Source organism: Oligella urethralis DSM 7531 (assembly GCF_000372065.1).
GTDB lineage: Bacteria > Pseudomonadota > Gammaproteobacteria > Burkholderiales > Burkholderiaceae_B > Oligella > Oligella urethralis.
Genome location: NZ_AQVB01000005.1, coordinates 61,702 through 75,045, shown reverse-complemented (window position 1 = coordinate 75,045; position 13,344 = coordinate 61,702). Strand labels below are relative to the sequence as shown.

General features: G+C 46.7%; 13 protein-coding genes. 9 read left to right on the top strand and 4 right to left on the bottom strand.

Annotated elements, in window-relative coordinates; translation table 11 throughout:
- Nucleotides 1-43 precede the first annotated feature (43 nt).
- Genes A3GA_RS0104420 through A3GA_RS0104410 form a run of 3 tightly spaced genes read right to left on the bottom strand, consistent with a single transcriptional unit; the run spans nucleotide 44 to nucleotide 2,783 of the window.
- On the bottom strand, nucleotides 44-1,756 hold the full coding sequence (locus tag A3GA_RS0104420) for a PhoH family protein (protein WP_018026184.1): 1,713 nt from the start codon (nucleotides 1,754-1,756) through the stop codon (nucleotides 44-46).
- A 52-nt stretch (nucleotides 1,757-1,808) separates the two neighbouring features.
- On the bottom strand, nucleotides 1,809-2,279 hold the full coding sequence (locus tag A3GA_RS0104415; protein ID WP_018026183.1) for a peroxiredoxin: 471 nt from the start codon (nucleotides 2,277-2,279) through the stop codon (nucleotides 1,809-1,811).
- Nucleotides 2,280-2,336: 57 nt separating this feature from the next.
- A complete protein-coding gene (locus tag A3GA_RS0104410; RefSeq protein ID WP_018026182.1) occupies nucleotides 2,337-2,783 on the bottom strand; it encodes an Mth938-like domain-containing protein in 447 nt (148 codons plus the stop codon).
- Between the two features lie 187 nt (nucleotides 2,784-2,970).
- On the opposite strand from A3GA_RS0104410, the gene alaC reads away from it, so the two are divergent.
- From alaC to A3GA_RS0104385, 5 genes are all read left to right on the top strand, one after another.
- A complete protein-coding gene (gene alaC, locus A3GA_RS0104405; protein WP_018026181.1) occupies nucleotides 2,971-4,161 on the top strand; it encodes an alanine transaminase in 1,191 nt (396 codons plus the stop codon).
- Nucleotides 4,142-5,467 (top strand): homoserine dehydrogenase, encoded by a 1,326-nt coding sequence (locus A3GA_RS0104400; protein WP_026156796.1) that lies wholly within the window; start codon nucleotides 4,142-4,144, stop codon nucleotides 5,465-5,467. The genes alaC and A3GA_RS0104400 overlap by 20 nt, the downstream gene beginning before the upstream one ends.
- Nucleotides 5,464-6,882 (top strand): threonine synthase, encoded by a 1,419-nt coding sequence (gene thrC / locus A3GA_RS0104395; protein WP_018026179.1) that lies wholly within the window; start codon nucleotides 5,464-5,466, stop codon nucleotides 6,880-6,882. Before A3GA_RS0104400 ends, thrC begins: the two co-directional genes overlap by 4 nt.
- Before the next feature lie 78 nt (nucleotides 6,883-6,960).
- A complete protein-coding gene (locus A3GA_RS0104390; RefSeq protein ID WP_018026178.1) occupies nucleotides 6,961-7,374 on the top strand; it encodes a hypothetical protein in 414 nt (137 codons plus the stop codon).
- Between the two features lie 30 nt (nucleotides 7,375-7,404).
- A complete protein-coding gene (locus A3GA_RS0104385) occupies nucleotides 7,405-8,034 on the top strand; it encodes a flavin reductase family protein (RefSeq protein ID WP_018026177.1) in 630 nt (209 codons plus the stop codon).
- Nucleotides 8,035-8,042: 8 nt separating this feature from the next.
- On the opposite strand, the gene A3GA_RS0104380 is transcribed toward A3GA_RS0104385, so the two are convergent.
- Nucleotides 8,043-8,933, bottom strand: coding sequence for a squalene/phytoene synthase family protein (locus A3GA_RS0104380; RefSeq protein WP_018026176.1), 891 nt, complete (start codon nucleotides 8,931-8,933; stop codon nucleotides 8,043-8,045).
- Between the two features lie 209 nt (nucleotides 8,934-9,142).
- On the opposite strand from A3GA_RS0104380, the gene alr reads away from it, so the two are divergent.
- From alr to A3GA_RS0104360, 4 genes are all read left to right on the top strand, one after another.
- Nucleotides 9,143-10,297, top strand: a complete 1,155-nt coding sequence (alr, locus tag A3GA_RS0104375) for an alanine racemase (protein WP_026156795.1) — start codon at nucleotides 9,143-9,145, stop codon at nucleotides 10,295-10,297.
- A gap of 7 nt (nucleotides 10,298-10,304) precedes the next feature.
- Nucleotides 10,305-11,675: a DNA repair protein RadA gene (gene radA, locus A3GA_RS0104370; RefSeq protein ID WP_018026174.1), complete on the top strand. Its 1,371-nt coding sequence runs from the start codon at nucleotides 10,305-10,307 to the stop codon at nucleotides 11,673-11,675.
- 4 nt (nucleotides 11,676-11,679) lie between these two features.
- Complete coding sequence (locus A3GA_RS0104365) at nucleotides 11,680-12,450, top strand: sulfite exporter TauE/SafE family protein (RefSeq protein WP_018026173.1); 771 nt, start codon at nucleotides 11,680-11,682, stop codon at nucleotides 12,448-12,450.
- A gap of 71 nt (nucleotides 12,451-12,521) precedes the next feature.
- A complete protein-coding gene (locus tag A3GA_RS0104360) occupies nucleotides 12,522-13,289 on the top strand; it encodes a 3-deoxy-D-manno-octulosonic acid kinase (RefSeq protein ID WP_018026172.1) in 768 nt (255 codons plus the stop codon).
- Nucleotides 13,290-13,344 lie beyond the last annotated feature (55 nt).

The following is a 13,344-nucleotide window of genomic DNA, read 5'->3' as shown; positions in this document are numbered from 1 at the left end:
GGATCCTATAGCTTAGCATTTTCTTAGCGCCTTAGATTCGCTTTTACAGTACATCCGAAGCGTAATCCGCCAGTCTTGAACGCTCACCCTTTTGTAAGGTCACATGGCCTGAGTGTGGCCAGTGCTTAAAGCGATCCACCACATAGGTGAGACCTGAGCTACCCTCCGTGAGGTAGGGTGTATCAATCTGTGCGATATTACCCAAACAAATAATTTTGGTACCTGGACCGGCCCGGGTGATGAGGGTTTTCATTTGTTTAGGGGTGAGGTTTTGGGCCTCATCAATGATCACGAATTTATTTAAAAAGGTGCGTCCGCGCATAAAGTTTAATGAACGTACCTTGATATGCGAGTGGATAAGTTCCTTGCTGGCACTGCGATCCCACTCCTGGAGATTCTCACTATTATTGCCAGAATGCAAGAATTCGAGATTATCCTCTAAGGCACCCATCCAGGGTTGCATTTTTTCCTCTTCGGTACCGGGTAAAAAGCCGATATCCTCACCCACTGGTACCGTTACGCGGGTCATAATGATTTCGGTGTAGCGCTTGGTTTCTAACACTTGCGTGAGCCCTGCCGCCAAGGCCAATAGTGTTTTACCGGTTCCGGCTTGACCGAGTAGGGAGACAAAGTCTACCTCTGGACTCATTAAGAGATTAAGTGCGAAGTTTTGTTCGCGATTACGTGCTGTCACGCCCCACACATTGTTTTTCTTGTGAGTATAGTCGCGCACCGTGGCAAGGACTGCGGTTTTGCCAGTAACTTCCTTAACCTGCGCATAAAGCGGTGAATCACCCTCCAGATACACAAATTGATTGACCAAAAACTCAGCACATAGCGGCCCTTTGATTTTATAAAAGGTGGTGCCGCCCTGTATCCATGACTCCATATCCTTGCCGTGGCGTTGCCAAAAATCATTTGGTAGTTGTAATACGCCGTCATAGACTAAGTCTGAGTCCTCAAGCGAATGATCGTTTAGATAATCCTCGGAAGCCAGACCCAGTGCTTTGGCTTTGAGGCGCATATTGATGTCTTTAGAAACTAAAATCACTTCACGTTGGGTTTCAGTTTGTTTAAGACTTTGCACCACATTCAGAATAATATTGTCCGGCTTATCGGCGGCTAATTCTTGCTGATGTAATTGCTCAAACTTCTGCGTTTCAAAAAAGAGTTGTCCAGTGGCCTCCTTATTGCCAAGGCTATTGAGTGGAATGCCTTGATTGAGATCTTCATGATCAGCAACCAAGGAATCCAGTGTACGGCTCACTTGGCGGGCATTACGGGCGACCTCGGTTAAGCCCTTTTTATTGTGATCAAGCTCCTCTAGCGCCATCATCGGCAAGAAAATATCATGTTCCTCAAAGCGGAATAAGCAGGTCGGATCATGGAGTAGCACATTGGTATCTAAAATAAAGAGCTTATGCCCCTCGCTTTTCTGCTTGGTAGCTGTTTTGCTTTGCTTTTGAGCGACACTGCGGGAGGCCTTTCTAACGGCGACTTTTGTCGGGACGGGCGTTGTTGCCTCCGTACTTGCTTTTTTGTGTGAACTGCTGGCGCTATCGGCCTTAACCATCTCGGCCGCTTTGGTGATCGAGCTATGATCCTCCCTAATTAAAGCCTGATCGACCGTTGTTTCTGTGGCGACAGGGGCCGCTTTCTTCGCTGCTTTTTTTGTCGCACGACGAACTTTGGGCGTTGGAATATCACTCATATCTAAACGAGTAGCAGGTTTTAGGGGTGGTTTAGGAAGGGCCATAGTTTATCTACCAAAAAATTAATAATAAAAGGGCACAGGACTCAGCGCGAGCTTATTGTGATGCTTTTAAGGTTTGTAGCACCTCGGCCACATGACCAGCTACTTTGACCTTGCGCCATTCGGCAATTAAGACGCCCTTAGGGTTAATTAAGAAGGTGCTGCGTTCAATCCCGCGTCCAATCTTGCCGAACATATTTTTTTCTTTAATTACATCAAATTGCTGGCAGAGCGTTTCTTCAGTGTCCGCAATTAATTCAAAAGGCAAATTATGCTTATCAATAAAATTTTGGTGCGATTTTAACGAGTCGCGAGAAACGCCAACGATCTCGGCATTAAGCGCTGTAAAGGCGTCGTAATGATCACGAAAATCTTTGGATTCATTGGTGCAGCCTGGTGTATTGTCTTTAGGGTAAAAATAAAGCACCAAGTACTTACCGGCAAAGTCCTTGAGATGAATCGTGCCTTCATTGGTTTCTGCACTAAAGTCGCTGACCTTTTTATCGAGTTCAACGGTGTTGCTCATCGTATTAATCTCCTTACATAGTTATCTGCTGAGATAGCAATGCTTGCTTAAGCAGGGTTAATCTAAGCCATCTAATAAGAGTGCTGCCACCACGATGCGATTTTCATTCATCAATACATTGTAGGTGCGTGCAGCGGCTCGGGTATCCATGCACTCAACACCGATTCCCTGGGCGAGTAGTGGTTGTAAAATCGCTGGCGAGAGAAAGCGTTGCTTTTGACCGGTGCCGATGATGATGAGTTCAGGCGCATTATCATAGTGGGGGCGATTGCCATTGTCATCTAAAAAAGCAAAGGGGTCTTGCTCTTTTTTAATTAAGCCGGCGGCCTCAATCAAGGCTTCTGTGGTGACATCCTTTAAGCTAGTCACCTGCCATTGACTGATAGGGCCCTCAGGGCGGAAGAAAATAGCATGATGAAATTTCTGCTCATTAATTTCAATATAATCATCACCATAGGCGGTGACGGTATTAGCAGGGGTTCTTGATTGCAGCTGAAGTTCCACTATGGCTCCTTTTTATTTCAATCTTAGAGTTCAATTGTGACATGTTAATGAATCTAAATCGTCCATACCACACCTTGGCGCCGGAAAATTTGATATTTTTGCCAAATGAATTGCTCAGTTATCACAGATAGGATAGATTAAAGAGTTTGTCAATACTTTATTAAAATGAGTGATCACTGGTGGAGCTATGAGATCTTTTCCGCGTATCGAGCGTTTACCCCCTTATGTATTTAATATCACTGGCGAGCTTAAGATGGCGGCGCGTCGGCGAGGTGAGGATATTATCGATCTGTCAATGGGTAATCCGGATGGGCCGACACCACAGCATATTGTGGATAAGCTTATTGAGTCAGCGCAAAAGCCACACACGCATGGCTATTCCGTCTCCAAGGGGATTTTAAGACTGAGAAAATCCATTGCGGATTGGTATGAGCGACGTTATCAAGTGCAATTAAACCCAGAGACGGAAACCATTGTTACCATCGGCTCCAAAGAGGGCTTGGCGCATTTGATGTTGGCTACCTTAGCCGAGGGCGATACGGTTTTAGTACCAAATCCTAGTTATCCTATTCATATCTATGGTGCGGTGATTGCGGGGGCAAATGTTCGCTCCGTGCCGATGATTCCGGGCGGTGACTTTTTTGCCGAGATTGAAAAGGCAGTAAGTGAATGCATTCCTAAGCCTAAAATGTTGATTATTGGCTTCCCTAGTAATCCGACGGCGCAGTGCGTGGAGCTGGAGTTCTTTGAGCGTATTGTGGCGCTGGCCAAGACGCACAATATGATTGTGGTGCATGATTTAGCCTATGCCGATATGAATTTTGATGGCTACGTTGCGCCTTCTATTATGCAAGTAGCAGGCGCAAAAGAGGTGGCAGTCGAGTTTTTTACCCTCAGTAAAAGTTATAATATGGCCGGTTGGCGTGTAGGCTTTATGGTGGGTAATGAAGAGGTGGTTAATGCCCTAGCCCGCATCAAGAGCTATCACGACTACGGTATGTTTACGCCGATTCAGGTGGCAGCGATTGCTGCACTTGATGGCCCACAGGATTCGGTGGCCGAGCAGGTGGCGATTTATCAAAAGCGTCGTGATGTGTTAGCCAAGGGCTTACATGAGATTGGCTGGATGGTTGAGATACCTAAGGCATCCATGTATATCTGGGCAGAGATCCCAGATTTCTATAAATCATTGGGTTCCTTGGAGTTTTCTAAAAAGCTATTAGCTGAAGCCAAGGTGGCCGTATCCCCGGGTATCGGTTTTGGTGAGCACGGTGATAACTACGTACGCTTTGCCTTAATTGAAAATGAGCAGCGTATTCGCCAAGCGGTCAGAGGCATTAGAGATATGTTTAAAAAGGATGGTGCATTCAGTGAATGATTTAAAACCGATTAAGGTAGGTTTGCTAGGTTTCGGCGTCGTTGGTAGCGGCACGTGGACAGTGCTTAACCGCAATGCCGACGAGATTGCTCGTCGTGCCGGTTGCCGCATTGAGATTGTCCGTATTGCCACACGCAATCCCTCTAAAGTGAGTGGTGTGCCAGGTCAGGTTCAGGTAGATGATGACTTGATGGCCTTGGTGCGTGACCCTGAGATTGATATTGTGGTTGAATTAATTGGTGGTTCAACCCTAGCACGTGAGCTGATTCTAGCGGCGATTGACGAGGGTAAGCATGTGGTTACGGCCAATAAAGCCTTATTAGCACTGCATGGCAATGAAATCTTTGAAAAAGCTAGCGCCAAGGGTGTGATGGTAGCCTTTGAAGCGGCGGTGGCGGGTGGTATTCCGATTATTAAATCCATTCGTGAGGGTTTGACGGCTAACCGCATACAGTGGCTTGCAGGCATTATTAATGGCACCACGAACTTCATTCTGTCGGAGATGCGTCGTCGTAATTTAGATTTTGCGACTGCCCTCCAGGAGGCACAGGACTTTGGTTATGCCGAAGCCGATCCGACCTTTGATATTGAGGGGGTGGATGCTGCGCATAAACTGGCGCTGCTGGCGGCGATTGCCTTTGGTATCCAGATTCAATTCGATAAGGTGTATGTTGAGGGAATTAGCCATTTAGCGCAAGAGGATTTTGTACATGCACAGAATCTAGGCTACCGTATCAAGTTGCTCGCTGTGGCCAAGCACCGTAAAGAGGGGATTGAGTTGCGAGTGCATCCAGCCTTTGTTAAGCGCAATGAGTTAATTGCTAATGTCGAAGGTTCGATGAACGCTGTTTTAGTGCGTGGTGATGCGGTGGGCGAGACGCTTTACTACGGTCCTGGCGCAGGCTCTGAACCGACGGCTTCCGCGGTGGTGGCGGACCTAGTCGATGTGACGCGCATGCATCATACGGATCCTGAAAATCGCGTTCCTCATTTGGCTTTCCAAGCCGATGCCTTGGCGGAATATCCAATTTTATCCATTGATGAGGTGGAGACTTCCTACTATTTACGTCTCTTAGTCGATGACCGTGCGGGTGTGATGGCTGAGATTACACGTGTCTTAGCGGAGGATAATATTTCCATTGACTCCATGGTGCAAGAGCAGGTAAATGACGGCAAAGCCACGATTATTTTCTTAACGCATAAGAGTCGAGAGGGCGATATTGACAAAGCGATCGGCCTGATTGAGCAATTGCCTTTTGTACATTCTAAAGTGACCCGCATCCGTTTGGAGCAACTAGAGAAATGAAATACGTTTCAACCCGTGGTGGTTTAACTCCGACTGAGTTTAGCGATATCTTATTAGAGGGCTTGGCGCCTGATGGTGGTCTTAGTATGCCTTCGATTCTGCCACGCATTGATAGCGCCACCTTGGAAGTTTGGCGGCGCCTTAGCTATGCAGAGTTAGCCACTGAGATTTTAAGTCTATTTATTAGCGATATTCCTAAGAGTGATATACGTGCACTATGTGAAAAGACGTACAACTCGGCTAATTTTAACTCTGAAGAAATTGTGCCCCTTAAAAAAATTAATGACAAAATCAGCCTTGTGGGTTTGTCAGAGGGACCTACGCTCGCGTTTAAGGATATGGCCATGCAGTTTCTTGGCAATATCTTTGAGTATGTGCTGGCTAAACGCAACACGAGCTTAAACATCCTTGGTGCCACTTCCGGTGATACGGGTTCGGCAGCAGAGTACGCTTTACGTGGCAAAAAAGGGGTGCAGGTCTTTATGCTCTCACCCTATGGGCGCATGAGTGATTTTCAGCGGGCGCAGATGTTTTCTCTGGCTGATCAGAATATTCATAATCTCTCGGTTAAGGGGGTTTTTGATGACTGTCAGGATATTGTTAAGGCCTTGGCCAATGATCTAGCCTTCAAGGAAAAATATCACCTCGGTGCGGTAAATTCGATTAACTTTGCTCGCATTGTGGCGCAAGTGGTGTATTACTTCTGGGCTTGGCTAAGAGCCACCAAGGACGGTGCGCAGCGTATTTCGATTACGGTACCAACGGGTAACTTTGGTAATATTCTAGCAGGCCATATTGCCCGCCAAATGGGCTTGCCGATTAAGCGTTTGGTGTTAGCGACCAATGAAAATAATGTACTCGAGGAGTTCTTCCGTACGGGTATTTATCGTCCACGTGGTGCCGAGCAAACTTATAAAACCTCCAGCCCTTCGATGGACATTTCCAAGGCTTCTAATTTCGAGCGTTTTGTGTATGACTTGATGCATCAGGATGGCGCCAAGGTCAAAGCCCTATGGGATGAGTTGGCTGATAAGGGTTATTTTGATTTATCCGAGGAAAAGCATCGTTTTGAGCCAGAGTTCGGTTTTCTCTCTGGCACCAGCAATCATCAGGATCGCTTAAATACGATTAAGGCGGTGTATGAAGAAAGTGGCATTATCATTGATCCGCATACGGCTGATGGTGTTAAGGTTGCTCTGGAAAATCTGCATGAGGGCGTGCCAATGTTGGTATTGGAAACTGCCTTACCCTTAAAATTTGCTGATACGATTAAGGAAGCGATTGGGGTGGAGCTGGCATTACCTGAGCATTTGTCCGAGTTGATGGAGTTGCCACAGCATCTGACCGTGATGGATAATGATGTAGCGCAGGTACGCGCTTATTTGCAAGCGCATATTCAAGCTGATGATAAGTAGTGATTGTGTGAGCGATTAGGATTGGGGGTTTGCTGTAAGCTTTGCTAGCAAACCCCTTTGTTTTATGTGAGGTGGCGAATGCAGCAAAGCTATTTATTTTATTTTTTGCAACTGATTAAAGCGATGTTACTGCTAAGCTTTGTCTTTAGCTTCAGTCGTTTTTATGGTTTTGCAACGGGTGATGGTGGGCAGTTAAGCCTGATGGGCAGTTTCGGTTTTGCCGTTTTTGGCATGATCACCATGACGATGCTGTATGCTGCACCGGCTTTAATTGCGGCATTTGCTTACCGCTACTTTTATAAGCAGCGCATCATTGCGGCAGTGTTGAGTTTTGCGCTATTTGCTTTGTATCATATGGTGCTAATCCGTCATCTTTCACCGGAGTTTAAAAGTTTATCTGAGCACTATCCGAATTTGTTTTGGCTATTCTTTTTAGCGATTATCGGATTAAGCGAGTTTTTTAATTGGCGTGCAGAAAGTAAATCAACGTGATGTTGGCACAGAGGGGGAGGGAATCCATTGATGAAGACACAGCGTTTTCACTCATACACACCGGCCGAGGGCCATGGTTTAGCCCATGATCCATTAAATGCAATAGTGGGTCCCCGACCCATTGCCTGGGTTGGTACGCGTAGTGCTAGCGGCATTTTAAATTTAGCCCCTTTTTCTTTTTTTAATTTGTTTAGTTATGAGCCACCCGTTTTGATTTTTTCAGCTGTTGGTTCAAAAAAAGACACCATTGTCAATGTACACGAAACGGGCGAGTTTACATGGAATATAGTGACTCGTGAACTCGCTGAGCAAATGAACCTAAGTTGTATTGAGGAACCGGTGGATGAGTTTGCTTTTGCTAAGCTAAGTCCCTTAACTGGTGAGGTGGTGGCGGCGCCGCGCGTAGCGGAAAGCCCGATTAGCATGGAGTGTAAAGTGCTCTCCTGTGAGCAGTTGCGGGATCTGGATGGGGTTTTGCGGCCGACTTGGGTGGTCATGGCTCAGGTGGTGCGTGTACATATTGAGCATGAGCTGATTGATGAGGCGGGTGTATTTCAAGCCAAGCGTTTGCGTCGCGTGCTGCGCGCCGGAGGACCCGCCGATTACTATGAAATCACTGAGGATACCTTATTTCGTATGTCACGGCCGCGCAGAGGCTAGCTGTCTGCTTAGATAGTATTAGCGCTAAAGTGGTGCTTTTGAGCGATCCACGCCTTACGTAGTGGGCTTAGGCTTAGACGATGATTAAAAATAAGGCTCGGTTCTTTAGCAATTTTTTGTAGTAATTGCTTATGCATGGTGGCCAACGTTATCAGGGGACGTAGGCGCCGCACATCCGCTTTAGGCAGTTGCTTAAGCTCACGGTTAGCGGCCTCAAAAAAATCCCTGGCACGCTGAATTTCAAAGGCAATTAAGGCATTAAAATTATCCCCAGGCTGTCGCTGTTGAATTTGGTGAGCGGTCACATTAAAGCGACGCAGATCTGACATGGGAATATAAATTCTACCTTGTATATTGTGTAGGCCCACATCACGAATGATCATGCTGAGGCCAATGCCTTTGGCGATTAACGTGACTGGCTGCTCGTGTTTTGCTGCTTGGTAGTCCTTGCCAAGCAGTTGCCAAGCAAGTAATTTGGCTAAGGCGACAGCATTTAGTTGCAGATATTGTTCTAGATTAGGCCAATCCAGGTAGCGCCCCTGATCTAAATCCATCTCGGTGGCTTTAATCATGGCTGATAGGAGTTGATGGTGTTGCTGTAAGCGACTTTGATCAGAACCCGATGGTGCCAGCAGTGCCCCTTCGGCTGATAGGGCATGGCTAATGGGGTGACTCGCTTGACCCGCCAAAGCACGTTCTATCTCTGCATGCCACCACGCTAATTTAATTCGCGCCACAGAGGCTTCCTTACACTCGCTCAGTACCTCATTAATCTCTTTATGTAAGGCCAGTAGGGCGATCAGATGTGGGCGTTGCTCCACCGTTGTGGTGAGCAGCGCATAATAAATGCTGCTGGCCGGACGATTTGTTTTAGTGGCACAATATTCTTGAGGTGTCATTGCAAGCGTGTAGATAAATAATCAAGCAGCGACTATTTTAACAAGACTTGGCGAGATAAGCGTTTTTTAGCGCGCAATCGCTCGTTTAGCTAATGACTTTTTAGGGGAATTACTGCTGCACTAAAAATTAAAAGGCGTACAATAAAGCCTATGCTTAATTTGTGATGCGTTAAGCTTAAATTTTTTAAGACTTTCTTGAGGGTGTTGACTTGCCTCGTCCAATTTTAGCAACCATTTCTACTTCTAATATGGCGCATAATTTGCGCACGGTACAGCAGCATATTGCGCAGCAGGTGGGTGCGGCACGCTTTGAGCGCACTAAAACATTTGCCGTCGCTAAGGCGAATGGCTATGGTCATGGCATTGAAGCTGCGGTGCAGGGCTTTGCCGCAGCCGACGGCATCGCAGTGATCGAAACCGAGATGTTAGCAAGGCTGCGAGAATTAGGCTGGCACAAGGAGCTAGTCTTACTTGAGGGATTTTTTGAAAAAGCAGATTTGGAGCTTTTACAACATACTCGCAGCATCACCGCCATTCATTGTCAGGAGCAGTTAGATGAGTTGCGCTCATTGCCTGCCGGTGCCGCACTCAAGGTGATGCTTAAAGTGAATACCGGTATGAATCGCTTGGGTTTCAGACCAGAGCTGTTGTCGTCGGTGTTGACACAATTGGCGCAGCTGCAGTCACAGGCTAAAGTCTCAGAGGTCATCATGATGATGCATTTTGCCGATGCTGATGCCTTTGATCGTGACTCCGTGGATGATGCTTGGGCACGTATGCGGCAGGCGCTACAACAGGCGCAGTTAAGGCAGTTCCGGATTGAGTCCTTAAGTGTATGTAATTCAGCTGCCAGCTTACGCTATGCCGATGATTTATTATTAGAAGGCTATCGCAATATTATTCGTCCGGGCCTTTGTTTATATGGTGCCTCACCTATGGGCAATGCCGAACATGAGGCTGCTATCGATTTTAATTTAAAACCCGCCATGACCTTAAAGGCACAGATTATTGCCATTCAGCAGGTGCGTGCAGGCGAGACGGTGGGTTATGGTAGTCGTTTTACCGCTCAGGAGCCTACCCGTATTGCGATTGTGGCATGTGGTTATGCCGACGGTTATCCGCGCTGGGCTGATGCCTCAACGCCAGTCGTGGTAAATGGCATTGAAACGACCCTAGCTGGACGGGTGTCGATGGATATGATGAGCATTAATTTAAATCCGGTGCCAAGCGCTAAGCTTGGCGATTGGGTCACCCTTTGGGGTGAGGGTGGTCCTACCATTGATCGGGTGACGGAATGTGCGCGGATGGGTTCATATGAGACGCTCTGTCATTTAAATTTACGCGTACCCAAGGAAATAATTTAGTAAGTCAATGGCAAAAGCAAGAACAATCTACAGTTGTCAATCCTGTGGTGGTACCACGCTGAGATGGCAAGGGCAATGTCCCCATTGTCGAGAGTGGAATACCTTAGAGGAAACGCGTGAACAGCCCCTTAGCAAAGCCGCTGTGGCTAATCGTTTTGAGCATTTGGCAGCTAGCAGCACGGTGCGTCGTTTGGCTGATGTACAGATGCAGGATACGCCGCGTATGAGTACCGGCTTGACTGAGTTTGACCGTGTTTTGGGTGGTGGCTTAGTGGCTGGTTCGGTGGTGCTCATTGGTGGCGATCCAGGGATCGGTAAATCGACTCTGTTACTTCAAGTATTAACTAGTTTATCCTTTAGCCAAAATGTATTGTATGTTACAGGTGAGGAATCGGATCAGCAGGTCGCCTTACGTGCCAAGCGCTTGGAATTAAATACCGAGTCAGTACAGTTATTAGCGGAAATTCAACTGGAAGCAATTCAACGCGCGGTGGCCGAGGTAAGTCCTAAAGTGGTTGTGATTGACTCAATTCAGACCATGTTTTCTTCGGAACTGACCGCAGCCCCCGGTTCAGTCTCACAGGTGCGTGAATGTGCTGCGCAACTAACGCGTTTAGCAAAGCAAAACGATATAGCCTTAGTGATGATTGGTCATGTGACCAAGGATGGCAGTCTGGCTGGACCGCGTGTGCTGGAGCATATTGTTGACACGGTGTTATATTTTGAGGGCGATAGTCATTCTTCGCATCGCTTGATTCGTGCTTTTAAAAACCGTTTTGGCGCGGTCAATGAATTAGGCGTTTTTGCCATGACGGATAAGGGCTTACGAGGTATTAATAATCCCTCGGCGATTTTCTTATCCCAGCATTCTAGTGATATTGCAGGTTCGTGTGTGATGGCGACACAAGAGGGTACACGTCCCTTATTGGTGGAGATTCAGGCCTTGGCCGATACTGCGCATGTACCTAATCCTCGACGTCTTAGTCTAGGCTTGGATGGGGGACGTTTAGCTATGCTATTGGCGGTCTTACATCGGCATGGCGGTATCCCCACCTTTAATCAGGATGTGTTTATTAATGCCGTGGGCGGGGTCCGTATCAGTGAAACCGCTTCCGACTTGCCGGTGATTTTGGCGTTAATTTCTTCTTTGCGTGATAAACCACTGCCCAAGGGCTTTTTTGCTTTTGGTGAGGTAGGTTTAGCTGGTGAAATTCGACCCGCCACCCGTGGCCAGGAGCGCCTTAAAGAGGCCGCAAAATTAGGCTTTGAAATTGCCATGATCCCTAAGCATAATGCACCGAAGCAGCCACTGCCGGGACTGACTATTTGGCCAGTTTCTCGTCTTGTTGATATTTTTGACTATTTAAGAAGAGAGTAGCGCTTTGGAACTGGTTTTAAATTTTGCCATGTTTGTGGCGCTCGGAGCGATCATTGGCTTTGTAGGTGCCTTAGTCGGCATTGGCGGTGGTATTGTGGCGATACCAATGTTAGCCATTGTCTTTGATATGCCACAGCAATTAGCTCAAGGCACCGGTCTGGTGATGATTGTGGGCAATGTTTTGCTCGCAGTGTACGGTTATAACAAGCATCATAAAATTGATTTTAAGGGTGTGAGCCTGGCGATTCTGGTGAATATTGTTTTTACCAATCTTTCATCAACTTGGGCTCAACACATCGATCCCGTATTGTTAAGACGCTGCTTTGCTTTTTTGCTCTTATTATTAGCTTGCTTATATTTATGGCAAACTTTACCTCGTAAGAATGTCGATTTAACTAAGCCACGCCCACCGCATAGAGCAATGGGTACGGTGGGCTTTCTGGTGTTAGGCTTGGCTGCCGGTTTGATAGGAGGCTTTTTCGGTGTGGGTGGTTCCTTAATCGCCGTGCCTGTCTTAACCTTAATTTACGGTTATCGACAGGTAGTCGCCCAAGGTATTGGTTTAACGTTGGTCTTGCCAGGCGTGACCATGGCACTTATTACCTATGCTTGGCATGGTAATACCGATTGGTCTATTGGAATTCCGCTCGCTATTGGTGGGGTATTGATGGTGCGACAGGCGATCCGATTAGCGATGCATTTATCGGAAGTCTTTTTAAAAAGGCTCTTTGTGCTGGTGTTGTTGCTGACCTTTTTATTACTGCTATTTAAATAAGTGCCTGCAGCGATAAAATGATGAAGTCGTTGACAATGCAAAGCAAATTCAAATGTTTAGGATAATGGTCTATGGCAATCACAGCAACGGTCCAAGCTAAGAATTGGGGAGTGTTAATTCATCCAGAGTGGCAAGCTGCGATACTCAGTCGTGGACATAGTTTAGAAGCTTGCTTTAGCCCAGCGATATTTCAGCCATCACATTATCAGCGCGAGGCTGTAAAGGTGGGTAGTGGCGGTCGTAATGCGGCTTGGTATGTCCCGACCGCAGTAGGTCCAGCGGTGTTAAGACAGTATCGGCGTGGTGGTTTGATTGGTAAATTTAATCAATCAAAGTATTTTTTTACCGGTCCTGAACAAAGTCGGGCCTTTCAGGAGTTCAGCATACTGACTTATTTGCAGCAGGCAGGGCTCGCTGTGCCCAAAGCCTTAGGTGCATGTTATCAGCGCCAGGGTTTATTTTGTGAAATGGCGTTAATTACCAGTTTAATTGCGGATAGCCAAAGCCTGGCTGAGATTTGTCAGCACTATCTGCAGCAGAAGCTGAGTGAAGAGACGGCAGCCGCCTACGCCGCAGCAACGGCAAAAAGCATTCATCAAATGCACGATTTAGGCGTATGGCATGCAGATTTAAATGCCCATAATATTTTATGTGGTAGTGAGCCAATGCAAGCTTATATCATTGATTTTGATAAGGCCAAAAAAATCACCGTGACTCCGCGTCAACGACAACAGAATTTAGCTCGCTTAGAGCGCTCCTTAATCAAGCTTTGTGGGGAACAAAGTATTGTATTTATGGAACAAATTTCAAAATATTATCAATTAATTGAAAATAATTAGCCCTTTAAGCTAAATTAGCTATATCATTAGTTTTTTGTTTTTTTGTATAAGGGGG